At 74.9% G+C, this 20,210-nt stretch carries 17 protein-coding genes and 1 pseudogene; 10 read left to right on the top strand and 8 right to left on the bottom strand.

Annotation, left to right across the window (positions count from 1 at the left end; genetic code table 11):
• Positions 1–75: 75 nt before the first annotated feature.
• Positions 76–2,874 (top strand): AAA family ATPase, encoded by a 2,799-nt coding sequence (locus HD601_RS15565; RefSeq protein ID WP_221441017.1) that lies wholly within the window; start codon positions 76–78, stop codon positions 2,872–2,874.
• 7 nt (positions 2,875–2,881) lie between these two features.
• Here HD601_RS15565 and HD601_RS15570 read toward each other — a convergent pair whose 3' ends face one another.
• The 4 genes from HD601_RS15570 to HD601_RS15585 are packed head-to-tail and all read right to left on the bottom strand — an operon-like array spanning position 2,882 to position 7,104.
• Positions 2,882–3,919, bottom strand: coding sequence for an NAD-dependent epimerase/dehydratase family protein (locus HD601_RS15570; protein ID WP_184823281.1), 1,038 nt, complete (start codon positions 3,917–3,919; stop codon positions 2,882–2,884).
• A 13-nt stretch (positions 3,920–3,932) separates the two neighbouring features.
• A complete protein-coding gene (locus HD601_RS15575) occupies positions 3,933–5,213 on the bottom strand; it encodes a hypothetical protein (protein WP_184823284.1) in 1,281 nt (426 codons plus the stop codon).
• Positions 5,210–6,406 (bottom strand): sensor histidine kinase, encoded by a 1,197-nt coding sequence (locus HD601_RS15580; protein WP_184823286.1) that lies wholly within the window; start codon positions 6,404–6,406, stop codon positions 5,210–5,212. The genes HD601_RS15575 and HD601_RS15580 overlap by 4 nt, the downstream gene beginning before the upstream one ends.
• Positions 6,403–7,104, bottom strand: a complete 702-nt coding sequence (locus HD601_RS15585) for a response regulator transcription factor (RefSeq protein WP_184823288.1) — start codon at positions 7,102–7,104, stop codon at positions 6,403–6,405. The genes HD601_RS15580 and HD601_RS15585 overlap by 4 nt, the downstream gene beginning before the upstream one ends.
• A 113-nt stretch (positions 7,105–7,217) precedes the next feature.
• Here HD601_RS15585 and HD601_RS15590 point away from each other — a divergent pair, with 113 nt between their 5' ends.
• From HD601_RS15590 to HD601_RS15625, 9 genes and pseudogenes are all read left to right on the top strand, one after another.
• Positions 7,218–7,862 carry a DUF2064 domain-containing protein gene (locus HD601_RS15590; RefSeq protein ID WP_184823290.1) on the top strand — a complete coding sequence of 215 codons (645 nt, stop codon included), beginning with the start codon at positions 7,218–7,220 and terminating at the stop codon, positions 7,860–7,862.
• Positions 7,859–9,019 carry a molybdopterin-dependent oxidoreductase gene (locus tag HD601_RS15595; protein ID WP_221441018.1) on the top strand — a complete coding sequence of 387 codons (1,161 nt, stop codon included), beginning with the start codon at positions 7,859–7,861 and terminating at the stop codon, positions 9,017–9,019. The genes HD601_RS15590 and HD601_RS15595 overlap by 4 nt, the downstream gene beginning before the upstream one ends.
• On the top strand, positions 9,016–9,447 hold the full coding sequence (locus HD601_RS15600; RefSeq protein ID WP_184823293.1) for a hypothetical protein: 432 nt from the start codon (positions 9,016–9,018) through the stop codon (positions 9,445–9,447). Before HD601_RS15595 ends, HD601_RS15600 begins: the two co-directional genes overlap by 4 nt.
• Positions 9,444–10,034, top strand: coding sequence for a methyltransferase domain-containing protein (locus HD601_RS15605; RefSeq protein WP_184823295.1), 591 nt, complete (start codon positions 9,444–9,446; stop codon positions 10,032–10,034). The genes HD601_RS15600 and HD601_RS15605 overlap by 4 nt, the downstream gene beginning before the upstream one ends.
• Positions 10,034–10,699, top strand: a complete 666-nt coding sequence (locus tag HD601_RS15610) for a glycosyltransferase (RefSeq protein WP_184829916.1) — start codon at positions 10,034–10,036, stop codon at positions 10,697–10,699. Before HD601_RS15605 ends, HD601_RS15610 begins: the two co-directional genes overlap by 1 nt.
• Positions 10,696–11,505 (top strand): annotated as a pseudogene (locus tag HD601_RS36265) (S-methyl-5'-thioadenosine phosphorylase); the annotation flags it as partial. The gene HD601_RS15610 and the pseudogene HD601_RS36265, both read left to right, overlap by 4 nt.
• Positions 11,506–11,514: 9 nt before the next feature.
• Positions 11,515–12,000 carry a redoxin domain-containing protein gene (locus HD601_RS36270; RefSeq protein WP_425503485.1) on the top strand — a complete coding sequence of 162 codons (486 nt, stop codon included), beginning with the start codon at positions 11,515–11,517 and terminating at the stop codon, positions 11,998–12,000.
• Positions 12,001–12,002: 2 nt separating this feature from the next.
• Entirely contained in the window at positions 12,003–12,863 is an 861-nt protein-coding gene (locus HD601_RS15620) for a cytochrome c biogenesis CcdA family protein (protein ID WP_184823299.1), read from the top strand.
• Between the two features lie 145 nt (positions 12,864–13,008).
• Positions 13,009–14,877 (top strand): CocE/NonD family hydrolase, encoded by a 1,869-nt coding sequence (locus HD601_RS15625; RefSeq protein WP_184823301.1) that lies wholly within the window; start codon positions 13,009–13,011, stop codon positions 14,875–14,877.
• Between the two features lie 105 nt (positions 14,878–14,982).
• Here HD601_RS15625 and HD601_RS15630 read toward each other — a convergent pair whose 3' ends face one another.
• The 4 genes from HD601_RS15630 to HD601_RS15645 form a co-directional block, all read right to left on the bottom strand.
• Positions 14,983–15,720, bottom strand: a complete 738-nt coding sequence (locus HD601_RS15630) for a PspA/IM30 family protein (protein ID WP_184823303.1) — start codon at positions 15,718–15,720, stop codon at positions 14,983–14,985.
• Between the two features lie 69 nt (positions 15,721–15,789).
• Positions 15,790–17,826, bottom strand: a complete 2,037-nt coding sequence (locus HD601_RS15635) for a TPM domain-containing protein (protein ID WP_184823305.1) — start codon at positions 17,824–17,826, stop codon at positions 15,790–15,792.
• A 41-nt stretch (positions 17,827–17,867) separates the two neighbouring features.
• Complete coding sequence (locus HD601_RS15640) at positions 17,868–19,313, bottom strand: FtsX-like permease family protein (protein WP_184823308.1); 1,446 nt, start codon at positions 19,311–19,313, stop codon at positions 17,868–17,870.
• Positions 19,310–20,059 (bottom strand): ABC transporter ATP-binding protein, encoded by a 750-nt coding sequence (locus tag HD601_RS15645; RefSeq protein WP_221441021.1) that lies wholly within the window; start codon positions 20,057–20,059, stop codon positions 19,310–19,312. The genes HD601_RS15640 and HD601_RS15645 overlap by 4 nt, the downstream gene beginning before the upstream one ends.
• Positions 20,060–20,210 lie beyond the last annotated feature (151 nt).

The following is a 20,210-nucleotide window of genomic DNA, read 5'->3' on the forward strand; positions in this document are numbered from 1 at the left end:
CCTGTCGCGACGGCGCCGCGATCGAATCCCCCACTGGGTAGTCGCCATGGGTAGGGCGAGGAGGTGCGGACGTCCGTGAACGCTGACCGGAAGCGCGGGGGGCTCCCCGTCTGGCGGCACTCCGTGGGCCTGACCGGTCGTCACGCCGAACGCGAGCTGCTCGACCAGCTGGTGGCGGCCGTCACGCACGCCGGCGAGAGCCGGGCGCTGGTGATCCACGGCGAGGCGGGCGTGGGCAAGACCGCGCTGCTGGACCACCTGGCCGCGCACGCGCCGGGCTGCCGAGTGGTGCGCGGCGCCGGCGTCCAGTCCGAGATGGAGCTGGCCTTCGCCGGCCTGCACCAGTTGTGCGGACCACTGCTCGACCGTCTTGAACACCTGCCACAGCCGCAGGCCGATGCACTGCGGACCGTGTTCGGCCTGCGAACCGGCCCGGCGCCGGATCGCTTCCTCGTCGGGCTGGCCGTCCTCGGGCTGCTGTCGGAGGTTGCGCAGGAACGCCCGCTGGTGTGCCTGGTCGACGACGAGCAGTGGCTCGATCACGCCTCCGCGCAGGTCCTGGCGTTCGTCGCCCGGAGGCTCGGCGCGGAGTCGGTCGGCCTCGTCTTCGCCGCGCGGGTCCTCAGCCGCGACCTGGACCGGCTGCCTGCCCTGCCGCTCGCCGGGCTGCCGGACGACGATGCCCGCGCGCTGCTCGAGGGAGCGCTCGCCGGGCCGATCGACGAGCACGTGTGCGACCAGATCGTGGCCGAGACGCGGGGCAACCCGCTGGCGCTGCTCGAGCTGCCGCGTGGCCTGACCGTGGGCGAGGTGGCCGGCGGCTACGGCTTGCCGGGCGCGGTGGCGTCGGAGGGTGGCCTCGAGGAGACATTCCGGCGGCGGGTCGAGGCGCTTCCGGGGCGGATCCGCCAGCTGCTCGTCGTGGCGGCTGCCGACCCGACCGGCGACCCCGCGTTGGTGTGCCGGGCGGCCGGACGGCTCGGCATCGGGCCGGGGGCCGCGGCCGCGGCGGGCGACGCCGGCGTCGCGGAGTTCGGTACCCGGGTGCGGTTCCGCCATCCGCTCGCACGGTCCGCGGTCTACCGGTCGGCGAGCCCGGAGGACCGACGCGCCGCGCACGGCGCCCTGGCCGACGCCACCGACGAGCACGTCGACCCGGACCGGCGGGCATGGCATCGGGCACAGGCGGCCCCCGGGCCGGACGAGGACGTCGCCGCCGAGCTGGAGCGATCGGCCGGCCGCGCCCAGGCACGCGGCGGCTTCGCCGCGGAAGGCGCCTTCTTGAAGCAGTCGGCGCTGCTGACACAGTCGCCGAAGCGGCGGGCCGGACGGGCGCTCGCCGCAGCACAGGCGCTGATCAACGCGGGCGCCGTCGATGACGTGCGCGACCTGCTGACGATGGCCGAGTCGGGCCGGCTCGACGACGGCCAGCAGGCCACCGTCGACCTGCTGCGCGCGCAGCTCGCCTTCGTCACCAGTCGCGGCGGCGATGCCCCGGCACTGCTGGTGACGGCGGCCCGACGGCTGGAGCCCATCGACACCGGGCGGGCGCGCGCGACCTACACGGACGCCCTGCTCGCGGCGATCTTCGCCGGCCGCTTGGCCGGCTCCGGCGGCAGCGTCCTCGAGGTCGCCCGGGCAGCCGGCGCGGCGCCGAGACCTCAGCACCCGTCACGCGTTCCCGACCTCCTGCTCGAGGGCACGGCGGCCGGCCTGCACACGGGGTACGCGGCCGGGGTCCCCGCCCTGCGCCGGGCCCTGGCGGGATTCCCCACCGACCTGACCGCCGGCGAGCAGCTGCGACTCATGTACCTGGCGAACATCACCGCCGTGCGGCTCTGGGACGACGAGCAGTGGGAGCTGCTCTCCGCCCGCTACCTCGACCTCGTACGCGGGACCGGAGCGCTCGGCGAGCTCCCGCTCGCGATCACCGCACGGGCCCCGGCGCTGCTGCTGGCCGGTGACCTGACCGGCGCGGCGGCGCTGACGGACGAACTCGAGGCGGTCAAGGAGGCGACCGGGAGCGGCATCGCGCCCTACGGCGCGATGGGACTGGCCGCGTTGCGTGGCGACACAGCTGAGGCTGCCGATCTGGTCGCCGCCACCATCGACGACGCGACCCGACGCGGCGAGGGCATCGGCCTGGTCTTCACCGGCTGGGCCGAGGCGCTGCTGTACAACGGCCTCGGCCGGTTCGACGAGGCGCTGGCGGCCGGCCTGCGCGCCACCGCGTACGACGAGGACCTCGCCGGCCTGAACTGGGTGCTGCCCGAGCTGATCGAGGCGGCGGCCCGATGCGGGACGACCGCGGTCGCGTCCGGCGCATGTGCACAGCTCGCTGAGATGGCCGACGCCACTCGGACGGACTGGAGCCTGGGAACCCAGGCGAGAGCGCAGGCGCTCCTGAGCACGGGCGAGGCGGCGGAGCGGCTGTACCGCGAGGCCGTCGCCCGATTCGGACGCACCCGCCTGCGCGTCGACCTCGCCCGTGCGCACCTGCTGTACGGAGAGTGGCTGCGCCGCGAACGCCGCCGCCGCGAGGCTCGCGAGCAGCTGCGCCGCGCCCACGACCTGTTCGAGTCCATGGGCGCGACCGCGTTCGCCGAGCGGGCGTGGCGCGAGCTGCTGGCGACCGGCGTGAGTGCCCGCAAACGCACTGTCGCCGAACGGCCTGAGGACCTGACGGCCCAGGAGACGCAGATCGCCGTTCTCGCGCGTGACGGCCTCTCGAACCCCGAGATCGGCACCCGGTTGTTCCTCAGCCCGCACACCGTGCAGTACCACCTGCGCAAGGTCTTCGCCAAGCTGGATGTCACGTCACGCAGCCAGCTCGATCGTGTCCTCCCGAGCGACCCGCCGGTCGACAGTCGTTGAGAGCGCCTCACCTCCGGAGCGGGGCGTGGGCGAACTCGGCCATGCCGGCCACGAAGGAGGTGCGGGCCTCGAAGCCGAGCACCTCGGCGGCGCGTTCGGGTGAGGCGACGACGTGGCGGACGTCGCCGAGGCGGTACTCGCCGGTGACGACCGGCGCCGGTGCGTCCGGCCCGAACGCCGCGCACAGCGCCGTCGCCATCTCGAGGATCGTGTGCGGCTCGCCGCTGGCGACGTTCACCGGGCCGGTCCACGCCGACCCGAGCGCCAGGACGTTGGCCCGGGCGACGTCGCCGGCGTGGACGAAGTCGCGCACCTGGCCGCCGTCCTCGAAGACGCGCGGAGCCGCGCCGGCGGCCAGTGCGCTGCGGAAGATGCTGGCCACGCCGGCGTAGGGGGTGTCGCGCGGCATCCGCGGGCCGTACACGTTGTGGTAGCGCAGGGCGCAGACCGGTGCGCCGGTCTCGCGGCCGTACACGAAGGCCAGCTGCTCGGTGTGCAGCTTCGTCGCGGCGTAGACGTTGCGTGGGTCCGGCGCGGCGTCCTCGGTCACGCGGTCCCAGGACAGGGCTGCGCCGCACCGCGGGCAGGGCGGCTCGAACCGGCCCGCGTCGAGGTCGGCGCCGGACCGCGGACCCGGCGTCACCACGCCGTGCGCCGGGCAGCGGTAGCGGCCCTCGCCGTAGACGACCATGGACGACGCGACGACGAGCCTGCCGGTGAAGCGGCGCCGCCACAGCGCGCGCAGCAGTACCGCGGTGCCGAGGTCGTTGTCGGACACGTAGTCGGCGACGTCGTCGAGGTCGACCCCGAGGCCGACCCGGGCGGCCTGGTGGCAGACGGCGTCGACGTCACCGGAGGCGTGGGCGACGGCGTCGGGGTCGCGCAGGTCGGCGACCCGCAGGTCGACAGCGTCCGGCAGGTGCGACGGAGGCTCGCTGTGCGCGACGAGCGAGTCGAGGACGACGACCTCGGCCCCGTCGCCGACCAGCTGGTCGACGACGTGCCCCCCGATGAACCCGGCGCCGCCGGTCACCAGCACCTTCATGACGTCTCCGTTCTCACCAGGGGGAGCGCAGGGCGGTCTGCAGCACGACGGCGACCGCGACCTGCAGCGCGAGCCAGCGCCGCGACGGGGCCAGGGCGGCGCCCGCGAGCAGCACCAGCGGCATGAACGGCTGCCAGATCCGCTCGGTCTCGGCCGACGACAGCCCGGACAGGTCGGCGAGCAGCACCGTCGCCAGCCCCGAGCCGACGACGAGCCAGGCCCGCCGGCCCCGCAGCCGGGCCAGCCCGGCCGCCGTCGCCGGACCGACCGCCAGCGCGAACACCGCCAGGTTCGCCAGCAGGAAGTACTCGTACGGCCGGTCCGCGCCGATGCCCGCGTAGTACTGCACGCGGGTGGCGGCGAGACCGTCGAACCACCAGAACCCCCAGAGCAGGGGCAGGGCGACGACGACGGCGCCCGCGGCGGCGGCGACGGCCAGCAGGGCCGGGCGGCGCCGCCACAGGGTCACTGCGGCGATCGGGACGGCGAGCAGCGCGAGACCATAGCTGAACAGCAGCGACAGCCCGAACACGGCACCGCCCGCGGCGGCCGCCGGCCAACGGCGGGCGACGACCACGAGCGCGACGCCGGTGAGCGCGAGCCCGCCGAAGATCACGTCGGCGTTGGTGTGCCAGACCGCCGCCGGCGCCAGGACGACGAACGGCGCGGCGGCGCGGGCGAACCGTTCGGACACCACGTCGCGCGCGATCGCCAGCGCCGCGACCGCCGCCGCCGCGACGCCCGCCATGGCCAGGGCCGTCTCCCACCACGACCCGGACAGCCCGAGCCGGGCCGACGCCCACAGCGTCAGGACGAGACCGGGCGGGTGCGCCTGCAGGTGGACGGGGACGGCGTCCTGGTGCTCGACGTAGGTGCGCAGGAACGCGGCCGGACCGCCGCGCTCGTCGACCAGCCCGGTGTGCGCGCCGTACTCGCGGCCGATGTCGCCGAACCCGCCGGCGCCGTCGACCGCGGCCAGCGCCAGACTCCAGCCGATCGCCGTCAGCGCCACGGCGCCCAGCACCCGCCGCCACGACAGCCGCGCCGCCACCACCGGCAGCACCAGCACGGCCGCCGCGCCCACCGCCACCGGCGCGGCCAGCCGCCAGGTGAGCACCAGGTCCCAGCGGCCGTAGAACGGGATCGCGTCCAGATGCAGGTCCGCCTGGTCGGGCCGGGACAGGCCCCAGACCCGGGCCACGACCAGCACCAGCACCCAGCCGGCCAGCGCCACCAGCGTGGCGCGGTGGACCGTGCGATGCGTCGAGGCGGACCGTTCGGCGAGCGACGTCACGCCGGGAGCCGGACCGTGAACCGGCAGCCCCGCTCGTGGTTGGCCACCTCGACCGTGCCGGCGTGCGCCTCGACCAGCCCGCGGGCGATCGCCAGGCCGAGCCCGCCGCCACCCGCGTCACGGCCCCGCGCCGCGTCGCCGCGGAAGGCGACGTCGAACACCCGGTCCAGGTCGGGTTCCGGGATGCCGCCGCACTCGTCGATGACCTGCAGCAGGGCGCCGCCGTCGTCGTGGCCCGAGCGCACGACGACCCGCCCGCCCGCGGGGGTGTGCCGGATCGCGTTGTCGAGCAGGTTGTTCAACGCGCGGGAGAACTCGCGCGCCGACACCTCCGCCGCCGGCAGGTCGTCGAGCTCCTCGACCAGCTCCACCCCCTTGACCGAGGCGTGCGAGGCGGCACCGGCCAGCGACTCGGCGACGGCGTCGGCGATGGAGACCAGCTCCGGGCCGAGCCGGACGGTGCCGCTGTTGATCCGGGACAGCTCGAAGAGGTCGTCGACCAGGACGGTGAGCCGCTCGGCGTCGCCGCGGATCTGCCGGTGGTAGCGCTGAACGGTCGCGGTGTCGTCGGCGACCTCGTCGTCGAGCGCCTCGGCCATGGCCCGGATCGTCGCCAGCGGGCTGCGCAGGTCGTGCGACACCCAGGCGATCAGCTCGCGCCGCGACGCCTCCAGCGCCCGCTCGCGCCGTCGCGACTCGTCCAGCCGGCGGGAGACGTCGGCGAGCTCCGCCGCGAGCACGGCCAGCTCGCCCGGACCGGTGACGCTCGCCGGCCCGTCGCCGCCGTCGACCATGGTGCGGGCGAGGTGCCCGACCTGCAACGTGGCGGTACCGATGTCCTCGCCGAGCTGCAGCGCCGCTCCGACGGCCATCGCCGTCGCCACCGCGACGACGATGAACAGCGCGACGAGGTCGTGGGTCGAGATGAACATCGCCAGCGCCGCGGCGACGACGCCGGCCACCGTCACCAGCAGCGACGAGACCGCGACCACGAGCGCCTGGGCGCGCACGGGCCGGCCGCGGAACCGGCGCAGCACGGTGGCGCCGGCCAGGACCGCCACCCCCGAGGCGAGCGCCGTCACCGCCACCAGGACCACGAGGTCGCGCGCCGGGATGCCGCCCGCGACGGCGATGACGCCGGCGGCGACCAGGCCCGTGGCCAGGACGGAGACGGTGGTGACCTGCCGGGTCATGGCTCGAACCGGTAGCCGACGCCGCGGACGGTGAGCAGGTGCTGCGGCGCGGACGCGTCGTCCTCGATCTTCTCGCGCAGCCGCCGCAGGTGGACGGTCACGGTGGAGGTGTCGCCGAAGCGCCAGCCCCACACCGCCTCGAGCAGTTCCTCGCGCCGGTACGCCCGGCCGGGATTCGTCATGAAGTGCACGAGCAGATCGAACTCCTTGGTCGTGAGGGCGACGAGGTCGCCGTTGCGGCGCACCTGGTGGGCGACCAGGTCGACCTCGCAGCCGGCGCCGGTCAGCCCCCGTGCCGCGGTCGACGGCGTGACGGCGCCGGCCGCCGCGCGCCGCAGGACGGCCTTGACCCGGGCGGACAGCTCGCGGGGCGAGAACGGTTTGGTGACGTAGTCGTCGGCGCCGATCTCGAGGCCGGCGATGCGGTCGTTCTCCTCGCCGAGCGCGGTGAGCATGACGACGGGGATGGGCGCGACGAGGCGCAGCCGGCGGCAGACCTCGAGGCCGTCGAGGCCGGGCAGCATGAGGTCGAGCACGATGAGGTCGGGCAGGGTGTCGAGGGCCTTCGCCAGGCCGGTGGTGCCGTCGGCGGCGTAGTCGACCTCGAAGCCGTCGCGGCGCAGGTACCGGCCGACCACCTCGGACAGCGCCGGGTCGTCGTCCACCACCAGCACGCGCTGGCCCGGTCCGGGATCCATGGCTCCACCATGCCACCGCCGGTGACCGCTTCGCCCCAGGTCGGACGGGTACGGCGGCAGAGTTTCGCCGTTTGTAAGAATCATGACAGCCGGTCGAACCTACGGTCGAGTGCGTGAACTCCACCCACGTGCTCGTGGTCGCGAAGGAGCCGGTCCCCGGCCGCGTCAAGACCCGGCTCTGCCCGCCGCTGGACCCGGCCGAGGCGGCTCGGGTCGCCGAGGCGGCCCTCGCCGACACCCTGGACGCCGTCGCCCGTTGTGGCGCCGAGCGGCGCATCGTCGCCCTCGACGGCCGGCCCGGTCCGTGGCTCCCGGCCGGTTTCGAGGTGGTCCCTCAGGTGCGTGGCCCGCTCGGTGCCCGGCTCGCGGCGGCCTGGCGGCACGCCGGTGGTCCCGGCGTGCAGATCGGGATGGACACGCCGCAGGTCACGCCGTCGTTGCTGGACGAGGCCCTGGCCCGGCTCGTCGGCGGGGGCGCCCGCACGGCGCTGCTGGGGCCGGCCGAGGACGGCGGCTGGTGGGCCCTCGGGCTGCGGCGGTGGTGGCGCGGTGTCTTCGACGGCGTGCCCATGAGCACGGCGCACACCGGAGTCCGTCAGGCCGAGCGGCTGCGCTCGCTGGGCCTGACGGTCACGACGCTGCCGGTGCTGCGCGACCTCGACACGGCGGCCGACGCGGTCGCCGTCGCCGCCGCCGCTCCGGACTCGCGGACCGCCGCCGTGGTGCGGTCGCTGCTGGCGGGGGCGGAACCGCGGTGAGGCCGCCGCGTGCGCTGGAGGAGGCCCGTGACGACGCGCTGCGCCGGCCGGTGCACGACGCCCGGACCGCGGCGATCCTGGGCATCGCGCTCGGCGTCTGCTTCCTGGTCTGCTTCCTGACCGGTCTGTACTCGCACCTGCAGCAGCACCCGGTGGGCTGGCTGCCCATCCCGCCGCGGCCCGCCTCGCTGTACCGGGTGACGCAGGGCCTGCACGTCGCGACGGGGTTCGCCACCGTGCCGCTGCTGCTGGCGAAGCTGTGGTCGGTGTACCCGCGGCTGTTCCGCTGGCCGCCGGTGACCGGGGTCGCGCACGCGCTCGAGCGGCTGATGCTCGTGCCGCTGGTCTGTGGCGCGGTGTTCCTGCTCTTCTCCGGGGTGGCGAACGTGTCGCGCTGGTACCCGTGGGGGTTCTACTTCCCGGCCGCCCACTACTGGGTCGCCTGGATCACCGTCGGCGCCCTGGTCGCGCACGTGGGCGCGAAGGCGGCGATCGCGCGAGCGGCGCTCACCAGGCCCGGTCATCCGGTGGCCGCCGCGGCCCCGGGCACGCTCGGGCGGCGCGGCTTCCTCGGAGCGGTCGCCGTCGCGGCCGGAGTCGTCACCGTCACGACCGCGGGCCAGACGGTGGCGCCGCTGCGGCCGCTGACACTGTTCGCCCAGCGCCGGCCCGACATCGGGTCGCAGGGCGTGCCGGTGAACCGCAGCGCCGTCCAGGCCGGTGTCGTCGACGCCGCGGGCGACCCGTCGTTCCGGCTGCGGGTCACCGGCGCCGTGAACCGGCCGGTCGAGCTCACCGCGGGGGAGCTCGACCGGATGGCGCGCCGCGAGGCCGAGCTGCCGATCGCCTGCGTCGAGGGCTGGAGCGCGTCGGCCCGGTGGCGCGGCGTGCCGGTCGCCGACCTGCTGGCGGCCGCGGGCCTCGAGATCGACGACGGCGTCACCGTGCGGGTGGAGTCGTTGCAGGCCAGTGGCCGGTACCGGGCGTCGGAGCTGAACCACCTGCAGGTCCGCGACCTCGACACGATGCTGGCCGTCGCGCTGAACGGCGAGCGGCTCGACCTCGACCACGGCTTCCCGTGCCGGCTGATCGCGCCGAACCGCGCCGGCGTCCTGCAGACGAAGTGGGTGCACGAGCTGGTGGTGAGTCGCGCATGACGCAGCGGTCGCCGTCGGGCCCCTTCTTCTGGAGCTGCCTGGTCGCGGGCGCCGGGATCGCCGGCTACGGGCTGGCCGGCGCGTGGGGGGACCGCGCCGACACCCGCCCGGCCGACCTGGTCGTCTGGCTGGCCGGATCGGGCGTCGCGCACGACGCGCTGGTGGCGCCCGCGCTGATCGTGGCCGCGCTGGCCACCCGGTGGTTGCCCGTCGCCGCGCGGCTGCCGGTGCGGCTCGGCCTCGCCCTGAGCGCGCTGCTGACGCTGCTGTTCTGGCCGGTGGTCCGCGGCTGGGGCCGGTCGCCGTCGGTGCCGAGCGCGCTGCCGCTGGACTACGGCCGAAATCTGCTGCTGACGCTCGCGGTGGTCTGGCTGGCGGTGGGCGCCGCCGTCGTCGCGCGACGGCGGCGGGGGAGGGCGCCCCGATGACGGTGCTGATGCGCGGTCGCGACGGCTGGGCGCTGCCGCTCGCCCTGGCCGAGTGGGCCGCACCCGCGACCGCCGCGGAGCGGGCGCTGCTGGCGTCGCTGCGCGGGCCGGTCCTCGACCTCGGCTGCGGGCCCGGCCGGCTGCTGGTGGCGCTGGCGGAGCTCGGCGTCCCCGCCCTCGGCGTCGACGCCTCCGCGCACGCCGTCGACCAGGCTCGCGCCCGCGGCGCCGCGGTGCTGCGCCACTCCGTGTTCGACCCGCTGCCCGGCGAGGGGCGCTGGCAGAGCGTGCTGCTCCTCGACGGCAACGTCGGCATCGGCGGCGCTCCCGTGGCGCTGCTGCGCCGGGTCGCCCGGCTGCTCGCCGGCGACGGGCGGGCGGTGGTCGAGGCGGCGCCTCCCGGCGCGGGCTCCTGGACCGGCGAGGCCCGGCTGGAACGCGACGACGAGATCAGTGGCTGGTTCCCCTGGGCGCGGGTGGCCGCCGACGACCTGGTCCGGGTCGCGACGGCCGCGGGCCTGTGCGTGGCCGGCTGGCACGTGACGGCCGGACGCTGGTTCGCCCGGCTGAGGCGGCCGGTCGCATGATCGACGTCGTGCTGCCGGTGCTGGACGAGGGCGAGGCCATCCCGTGGGTGCTAGGCCGGATGCCCGCCGGCTACCGCCCCATCGTCGTCGACAACGGCTCCACCGACGGCTCGGCGGAGGTGGCCGCCGCGGCGGGCGCCACCGTCGTCGCCGAGGGGCGGCGCGGCTTCGGCGCCGCCTGCTTCGCGGGACTGACGGCCGCGGCCTCGGACGTGGTGTGCTTCATGGACTGCGACGCCTCCCTGGACCCCCGGGACCTGCCGCTGGTGGCCGATCCGGTCGCCGCGTACGAGGCGGACCTGGTGCTCGGGGCCCGGCGCGGGCGCGCCATGCCGCCGCACGTCCGGGTGGCCAACCGCTACCTCGCCGCCCGGGTGGCCGCATACACCGGTGCGCGCGTCAGCGACATCGGCCCGATGCGTGCGGCGCGACGGACCGCTCTGCTCGCCCTGGGCCTGGTGGACCGGCGCTCGGGCTGGCCGCTGGAGATGGTGCTGCGCGCGGGCCGCGCCGGCTGGCGGATCGCCGAGCGGCCGGTGCCGTACCGGCCGCGCACCGGGCGGAGCAAGGTCACCGGCACCGTGGGCGGCACCGCCCGCGCGGTGCTCGACATGCGGCGGCAGCTCGCCGAGACCCGCCGCCTGATCCGGGAGGAATCACGATGACACCAGAGATCGGGATCTTCGGCGGGTCCGGGCTCTACACCCTCCTGGACGACGCCGAGACGGTGCCGGTGCGGACCGCGTGGGGGCCGCCGTCGGCACCACTGACGGTGGCCGACGTCGACGGCGTCGGCGTCGCGTTCCTGCCCCGGCACGGACTCCGTCACGAGCTGCCGCCGCACCGGGTGAACTACCGGGCCAACGTCGACGCCATGCGCCAGGTCGGCGTGCACACCCTGCTGGCGCCGTTCGCGGCCGGGTCGCTGCGCCCCGAGATCGGGCCCGGCGACCTGGTCGTCGTCGACCAGCTCGTCGATCGCACCTGGGGCCGCGCCGACACGTTCCACGACCGCTTCGACGACGGCCCGCGGCACGTCTCGCTCGCCGATCCCTACACTCCGCGGGTCCGGCGGGCGCTGCTGGAGGCCGGCCGGGCCACCGGCGCGACGGTGCACGACGGCGGCACCGTCGTCGTCATCAACGGGCCGCGGTTCTCCACCCGCGCGGAGTCGGCATGGCACCGCCAGGCCGGCTGGCACGTCGTCAACATGACCCAGTACCCCGAGGCGGCGCTCGCCCGCGAGGCCGGGCTGGACTTCGGCGGCCTCGCGCTCGTCACCGACTACGACACCGGCCTCGACGGCGACCCCGACGTCGCGCCGGTCGGCCAGGAAGAGGTCTTCGAGGTGTTCCGATCCCACATCCAGCGGGTGCGCAGCCTGCTGTTCGCCGCCGTCGTCCTGCTGGCCGGGTGCGGTGCGGCGGAGGAGGACGAGCCGGAGGCGGCGCCGTCGTCCGCTGCCCCGCCGTCGGCGACGATGACGCCGTCGGCCGCACCGTCGTCGGCCGCACCGTCGTCGCCGTCTCCGTCGCCGGTGGCGACGGTCGTCGTGCCCGAGGAGCTGGACTTCACGGCTCCCACCGTCGGCGGCGGCACGTTCGAGGGGGCGAGCCTGGCGGGGCGGCCCGCCGTGCTGTGGTTCTGGGCGCCCTGGTGCCCGGTGTGCCGGCGCGAGGCGCCCCTCGTCGCCGACCTCGCGTCGCGGTACGAGGACCGGGTGACCTTCGTCGGCGTGGCCGGACTGTCCGGCGATCTCGCGGCCATCGAGGAGTTCGTCAGCGACGGCGGCGTCGAGGGCATCGTGCACCTCGACGACCGCGAGGGCGAGGTCTACAGCAGGTTCGAGGTGACACAGCAGTACGACCTCGGGCTCGTGTCGGCCGACGGCACCGTCGAGGTGCTGCGCGGGCCGCTCGACGAGGACGAGATCGTGGCCGCGGTCGAGCGGCTGGCGGCGGGCTGAGCATGGGCGGGGTGCCGGTGGAGTTCGCGCTGCTGCTGGGGTCGGTGGCGGCGCTGAACCCGTGCGGTTTCGCGCTGCTGCCGACCTACCTCACGTTGCTGGTGGCGCAGGGCGGGCCGCCGGGCGCTGCCGTCGCGCTGCGCCGGGCCGGGGTCATGACGGCGGCGATGACGGCCGGCTTCGTGGCCGTGTTCGGCGCGTTCGGCCTGGTCGTGGTCCCGGCGGCGGTGTCCGTCGAGCGACTCCTGCCCTGGGCCACCGTGGTCATCGGGGTCGCGCTGATCGGGCTCGGCGGCTGGCTGCTCGCGGGCCGCGAGCTGCCGGTCCGGGCGCCGCGCATCGCCGGGGCCGCGCCGGCGTCCTCGGTGTGGTCGATGGCCGGCTACGGCGTCGCCTACGCCGTCGCCAGCCTCTCGTGCACCGTCGCGCCCTTCCTCGCGATGGCCACGTCGACCTTCCGCTCGTCGGGCGTGGCCGGCGGGCTGGCCGCCTTCGTCGCGTACGCCGTGGGGATGGGCCTCGTGGTCGGCGTCCTGGCCGTCGCCGTCGCGTTGGGCGGCGACTCGCTCGTGCGCCGGACCCGCGGGCTGCTGCCGTACGTGTCGCGGGCGAGCGGGGCGCTGCTCGTCCTCGCCGGTGCGTACGTCGCCTACTACGGTTCCTACGAGCTGCGGGTGAACGGGGGCGGCGACCCGGGCGACCCCGTCATCGACGCCGCGCTGGCGGTGCAGGGGACCGTCAGCGGCTGGGTGCTCGACGCCGGGCCGGGCCGGCTCACGGTCGTCGCTGCCGCCGTCGTGGGCGCGGGACTCCTGTTGGCGGTGAGCCGGCGCCACCGGGCCCGCCACTCGACGGGTGTCTGACGCTCCGGTCCCGCCTCCCGACACTTGCGCGGTGACGCATGCGGTCGCCGTTGCCTACCGTGGCGCTCTGCAGTCCGGAACTGCACTGGGGCAGTCGAGAGGAGTAGCGATGTGGGTCACGGGCCGGAGACCGTCGCGTCGATCGGTGGGGCTCGGGGTGCTGACGGCGCTCGCGCTGCTCGCCCCGACGGCGACGGTGCAGGCGACCGCGCAGCCGGAGGAGCCCGACCGGATCGTGGTCGAGGACGGGGTGACCCAGCCGGTGTTTTCCTACGACGACGCCGTTCGTGAGGTGGTCCGCGTCCAGTCGCCGGTGAGCAGCCAGGACAGCGGCGAGCCGGACATGATCTACGTCGACATCATCCGCCCGGCCGCCTCCGACGGTGACCTGAAGGTGCCGACGATCATCCACACCAGCCCGTACTTCGCGGGCTGGAACGACTTCAGCAACAACCGGCACGGCGAGATCAAGCCGCCGCCCGGGGCGCCGCTCGACTTCTTCCCGCGCTATTACGACAACTACTTCGTGCCACGTGGCTACGCCGTCGCGCTGGTCGACCTGACCGGCAGCCGCGCCTCGACGGGGTGTGCCGACGTCGGCGGCCCGGCGGAGACCGAGGGCCTCGCGGCCGTCGTCGAGTGGCTGGCCGGCCAAGGTCACGCCGTCGACCTGGACGGCGACGCGGTCAGCGCCGACTGGTCGAACAGCAAGGCCGGCATGATCGGGAAGTCGTGGGACGGCACGGTGCCCAACGCCGTCGCCTCCCGCGGCACCGAAGGGCTGGCCACGATCGTGCCGCTGGTCGCGCTGAGCGACTGGCACACCGACTTCTGGGCCAACGGCGCGCGCCACGGCGGCACGCCGACGCTGTGGCACGACCGGCACAGCGACAACCCCGCGATGGCCCAGGAGTGCGACACCGTCCGGGCCGAGCTGGCCGCGGAGGAGGTCGATCCGGACCCGAGCACCGACTTCTGGCAGACGCGCAACTTCGTCAAGGACGCCGCCGATGTCGAGGCCAGCGTCTTCGTCGTCAGCGCGATGAACGACTACACCGTGCCGCCGGTCAACTTCGGTCGCTGGTGGGAGGCTCTCGAGGCGAACGACGTGCCGCGCAAGATGTGGCTGTCGCAGACCGCCCACGAGGAGCCGTTCGACTTCCGGCGGACGGAGTGGGTCAGCACCCTGCACCGCTGGATGGACCACTGGCTGCAGGGGATCGACAACGGGATCATGGACGAGCCCATGGTCGACATCCAGCGCGGCCCCGGCGAGTGGACCACCCACGACGACTGGCCGGTCGGCTCGTCCGCGCCGCTGTGGTTCGGCAACCCGCGCGACGCCGGCGACCCGCCGCAGGGGACGCTGCAGCCGGACCCGCGCAACTCCGTCCGCGACCGCACCGCCACCTTCACCGAGACCCGACGCAGCGTCACCCAGATGGCGGCCGCCCCGACCACCGCCGACCCCCGCCGCCTGGTCTACCAGAGCCCCGTGCTGTCCGAGCCGGTGCGGATCAGCGGCGAGGCGTCGGTGACCGTCGACGCGACCTTCGCCGGACCCAACGCGACGCTCACCGTGCTCCTGGTCGACTACGGCGAGGCCGAACGACTGCAGCACACCAACGACGGCGGGCTCATCAACCTGACGACGCAGACCTGCTTCGGCGCGGGCAACGCCGCCGACACCGGCTGCTACGCCGACGTCGGCCCGCGCACCCACGTCGCCCCGTACGAGGTGGTGTCGCGCGGCTGGTCCTACCCGGCCTTCCAGGCCGGCGTCGACGCGCTCGAACCCGGCACGAGCTACCGGCTGCGGTTCGACCTGCAGCACCACGACTACGTGTTCGAGGCGGGCCACCGCATCGGCGTCGTGATCGCCGGCCCGGAGACCGGCCTGGTGTCCAACCGGCACCCGAGCACCGGCAACCCGATCGAGATCGACCTCCTGGGCAGCCGCATCGAACTCCCCGTCGTGGGCGGGCCGTCCGCGCTGCGGGCCGCTCTCGACTAGCAACGGCCGAAGCGGCCGGACCCATGTGACGACGATGGGGGTGCGTTTGGTGGTGCTATGGCACCACCAAACGCACCCCCATCGGGATGAGTGACCGCCCAGGCGTCAGCTGCCGATGGCCGGCGCCTGGCCGGCGCCCTTGAGCTCGGCCAGCCGGGCCTCGATCTCGATGTTGGCCGAGGCGTCCTCGAGTTCCTCGAACTGCATGTCGATGGACGAGGCGGCGAGTTCGGCGGCGCCGGCGACCTTGGCCTCCTCGCGCCGCACCTTCTCCTCGAAGCGGGAGACCTCGCTCGTCGGGTCGAAAATGTCGATGGACTGCACCGCGTCCTGGACCTGGGCCTGCGCCTGGGCGCTCTTGGCCCGCGCCACCAGCTCGTCGCGCTTGTTCTTGAGGTCGGCGAGCTTGTCCTTCATGCCGGCCAGGCCGGCCTTGAGCTTCTCGACCACCTCGCGCTGCGACGTGATCATGGGCTCGGCCGTCCTGGCCTCGCTCTCGAAGCTCATCTGCTTGCCGATGGCGACCTTGGCGAGGTTGTCGAACTTGTCGGCGTCGACGGTGTTGCCGGTCGTCCGGAGCTGGTCGGCCCGCTGCGAGGCGGCGAGTGCCTTGTTGCCCCAGTCGGCGGCCGCCCGGACGTCCTCGGCGTGGTCCTGCTCGGCCAGCCGCAGGTTGCCGATGGTCTGCGCGACGGCCTGCTCGGCCTCGGCGATGTTGTCGGTGTAGTCCCGGACCATCTGGTCGAGCATCGTCTCAGGGTCTTCGGCGCGGTCGAGCAGCGAGTTGATGTTGGCCTTCGCCAGCTGCGAGATGCGTCCGAGGATCGATTGCTTCTCAGCCATGGGTATCGCCCTTCGCTCCTGGCCCCCCGTGGAGCCGCGAATCGGATTGTCGTGGTGGATCGTGCAGGGTCAGAAGCGCCCACCGCCTCCCCGGCGGCCACGGGTGCCGCCCCCGCCGAAACTGCCCGGCGACCGGCCGCCGCCACCGCGGGACCCGCCGCCGCCGAAGCCGCCGCCCGAGCGGCCACCCCCGCCGAAGCTGCCACCGCCGCCGAAACCGCCACCACCGCCGCCGAACATCCCGCCGCCGCGGCCCATCTGGTTGATGAGGATGCCGCCGAGGATCATCGAGGTGAGGTCGCCGCCCCCGCCGCCGCGTGCGGCGTTCTGCTGGCGCTCCCACTCCTGGACGTCCCGCTCGGCCAGCTGCTGGGCCTGCCGCGACAGCTCGTCGGCGCGGCGGACGGCGTCGAGGGCGGCAGCGGGGTCCGACGGCGCGAGCGACTGGCTCTGCGCGAGGTGCCGCGCCGCCTCGGAGAGGCGGGTCCGGGCCTCGGTGCCGACGGCGCCGCGCCGCGTCTCGATGAAGTCGTTGACGGCGCTGACCTGCGACGTCACACGGCCGAGGGTCTCCTGCAGGGCGATCCGGGCGCGCTCGGCCTCTTCGGCGGCCGCCCGCACCGGGGCGAGCAGGTCGTCCAGCGCGGTCTCGGCCTCGGCCAGCTGCCGCAGTGCGGCCAGCGGGTCGCCCTGCCCGCCGGCGGTGCCGCGTCCCGCGGTCACCGCCTGCTGCGCCGTCGCGCTCGCGGCGGTGATGGCGGGGTCCGACGGCGCCAGCCGGGCGGCGTCGGCGATGTCGAGCGACACCGACTCGATGGCCGTGCCGATGCGCTGGCCGGCGGTCTCGAGCTCGTCCTTGGCCCCGGCGACGGCGTCGAGCAGCTTGGCCGCCTGGCCGACGGCGTCCTCGGCCGCCCGGGCCTGGACGACGGCGGCGGACCGGTCGTCGCCCTGCAGTGAGGCCTGACCGGCCGCGACCGCCTCGCGGGCCGCCGTCAGCAACCGGGCGGCCTGGTCAGGGTTGCCGCTCACCGACGCCAGAGCGGCCGGCGGGTAGGACAGCGCGAGCTGCTCGAGCTGGGTGCGCGCCGTCGCGACCCGCTGCTCGACCTCGGCGGCGCGCTGGGCGGTCTCGTCGAGCACCTCGGGGACGCGGGCGTGCAGGTCGCGCAGCTCGTCGAACGCCGCCGCCTGAGCGTCGAGGGCGTCGCTGACCTCGCCGCAGGTCACGATGATCTGCCGGGTCATGGCCCGGGCCTGCTGCTCGGTCTCGGGCTCGGAGTCGTCGAGGCGCTGGCGCAGCGTGAACGCCTGGGCGACCTGCTGCTTCGCCTGTTCCAGCAGCGCGCTGAACTCCGTCGTCGCCTCGGTGCCGAACTGCGCCTGGGCGAACCCGAGCTCCTGCTCGGAGGTCTTGAGCGCGTCGTCGATCTCGACCAGCGCGGCACTGGCCCGCTTGTCGAGATCGTCGAGCGACAGCCCGGCCAGCTCGTCGAGCGGCTGCCCGTCCGGCCCGACGGCGACACCGCCCTGCCGACGACGGCGCAGCACCCACCAGCCCGCGGCTCCCGCGCCGACCACCGCGATGCCGCCGACCACCCACGGGGTGGCCGAGCCGCCGCCGGAGCCGGTGGCGGCCTCGCGGTACCCGTCGGCGCCGGCGATGGCGGCGCCGGCCCAGTCCTCGTCGCTCAGCTCCGGGCGGATGTCGTTCTGCCGGACGTCGTCGAGCTGCTCGTCGGTCAGGTTCAGCCCGTCGTCGACGGAGATCGCGAAGGACCGGTCCCGCAGAGCGACGGCGAGCAGGATGTCGTCGGTGCCGAGCCCGGAGATCGACGCCGTCTCGTTCGCCCAGTCCTGGCCGTCGACGCCGTCGAAGCTGTCGACGTAGACGACGAACATCTGCAGGCCGGACTCGTCGGTCAGCCGGTCGAAGGAGTCTTGGATGCGGGACTCGTCGGCGCCGGACAGGGCACCGGCCCGGTCCGTGATCATTCCCGGAACGTTGAAGGGCGGCTCGGCCTGGGCCGGTGCCGCGGCGAGGAGTGCGGTGAACGCGACCACGAAGAGCGTTACGCCCCCACCCCGCCAACGCGTGGCATTCACGACTGTCATCCTGCCTGGTGGGTGGGGGTTGCACAATCGAATCAGGCGGATTGGAACCGCACCCGCCGGGCGGCGGCCGTCGCGGACAGGACGGCGACGGCGACAGCGGCGGCCGCGAGGGCCGGGACCAGCCAGAGGCCGCCGTCGGGCACCAGGCCTTCACCGCGGGCCCACGAGAACGGCACGACGGTGGTCGCCGCGGCCGCGATGCCCAGCCCGGCGCCCAGGACGCCGGTCACCAGCCCCTCGACGACGACGGACCGGCGTACGGTGCTCGGCGCCGCCCCGACCAGCCACAACCGCCGCAGCTCGGCCCGGCGGTCGGCCACCACGGCCACCCACGCGTTGATGACCATGATCGCGGCGAACAGCGAGATCATCACGACGACCACGACGTTGAGCAGGTTCGTCACCCGGTCCGCCCCGCCGGCCGCGGCCATGGACCGCACGTCGACGTCGACCAGCATGAGGGTCCCGATCGAGCTGCCGGCCAGCACGATCACCGGTGCCAGCGTGGCGCTCAGGAGGTGCGAGCGGCGTGCCGCGTTCGACAGCGCGAGCTCGCTGGCGGCGCCGCGGCCGAAGCGCCGGTGCAGCACGACGGCGAAGCGCTGCAGCAGCCGCGGCGCCACCACCGCCAGCCCGATGCTGACCAGCAGGCAGGCGTTGCCGGCGGTCATCATGGCGTCGTACGGCTCGTCGGAGCGGCCGGTGACGGTCATCGTCACGACGCCGAACCCGACGCCGTACAGCACGAGGGCCGCGGCGACCAGCCGCCGCCAGCGCGGCAGCGGGGTCGCGAGCGCCTGAGCGGCCCGCGCCTCGCGCACCGGGGCCCGGCTGGCCCGGGCGACGGCGACCGCGGCGGCCAGGCGGGCCACGAGAACGATCGCGACGACGGTCGCGAGCAGGGCGAGCCCGCCGCCGCGGAAGCGCACATCGCCGCTGACCAGTCCGCCGGAGCGGAGCGCGTCGAGCAGCGCGCGGGCGCCGAACCAGGCTGGGACGGCGCCCAGCGCGGCGGCCACCGCCGCCATGACCAGCGTCTCGCCGCGCACCAGCGCCCGCACCTGGCTCCCTGCCGCGCCGATGGTGCGCAGCAGCACGACCTCCTCGGTGCGCTGCCGCACGGTGATCCCCACGGCCGACGCCAGCGAGAACAGCACGATCACCAGGCCCCAGCCGCCGACCACGCCGCCCATGATGAGCAGTGCCAGCCGGTCCTCGCCGCCGCTGTGCAGCGCGGTCTCGATCATCGCGGCGAACGGGCCGACGACGGCGGTGCTCAGGAACACCGTCAGCGCGCCGGCCAGGAACGCCGTTGGCCGGTGCCGCAGCGACGGCCGCGCCAGCCAGCCCACCCGGCCCAGGCGGCCGTCGTCGGGTACCCGCGACCTCTTCCCGGCACCGGGGGCCGACGGCGTCAGCCCGACGGCCGCGTTGCGGGCCCGCTTGCTGGGACGTTCCGCCGTCCTCGCCGCGCTCATCGGGTCACCGCCGCGCCGGTCGCGACGAGCTGGTCGAGGTGGGCCAACTGGCCCGCCACGGCGTCGACGGTGGGGTGCTCCATCTGCCCGGCGATCCGGCCGTCGACGAGGAAGACGACGCGGTCGGCGTACGAGGCCGCGACCGGGTCGTGCGTCACCATGACGATCGTCTGGCCGAGGTCGCTGGCGGCGCCCCGCAGCAGCCGCAGGATGTCCTTCGCGGTGGCGGAGTCCAGCGCGCCGGTCGGCTCGTCGGCGAGCACGACGGCCGGCGAGGTGACGAACGCCCGCGCGATGGCGACCCGCTGCTGCTGGCCGCCGGAGAGCTCGGCGGGCAGGTGCCCGGCCCGCTCGGCCAGGCCGACGTGCTCCAGCAACGTCCGCACCAGGCGAGGGTCAGCCTTGCGCCCGGCCAGCCGCAGCGGCAGCGCGACGTTCTGCGCCGCCGTCAGGTACGGCATGAGGTGGAAGCTCTGGAAGACGAAGCCGATGCGCTCGCGCCGCAGCTGGGTGCGGGCTTCCTCGTTCCAGAAGGTGACGTTCTCGCCGTCGACCAGGATCTCGCCCTCGGTCGGGCGGTCCAGGCCCGCGACGCACGACAGCAGCGTCGACTTGCCCGACCCGGAGGGCCCCATCACCGCGGTGAAGGACCCGCGGGCGAACCCGAGGTCGACGCCGTCGAGGGCGCGCACGCCCAGCTGGTGGTCCCCGTAGACCCGGACGAGCCGGCGTACCTGCACGGCCATGGCATCCATCGTGATCTCCGTCCATTCGTGGTTCCGATGGCCACGACGCTACGGATCGCCGCAGGTCAGGGGCGATGAAGCTGTCTCCCGAGCTGGGGTGGAGGAAAGTCCACCCCGGCTCGGGAGACAACCGGATCGAGCCCGAGGCCGC

Origin of the sequence: Jiangella mangrovi (assembly GCF_014204975.1) — a bacterium.
Lineage (GTDB): Bacteria > Actinomycetota > Actinomycetes > Jiangellales > Jiangellaceae > Jiangella > Jiangella mangrovi.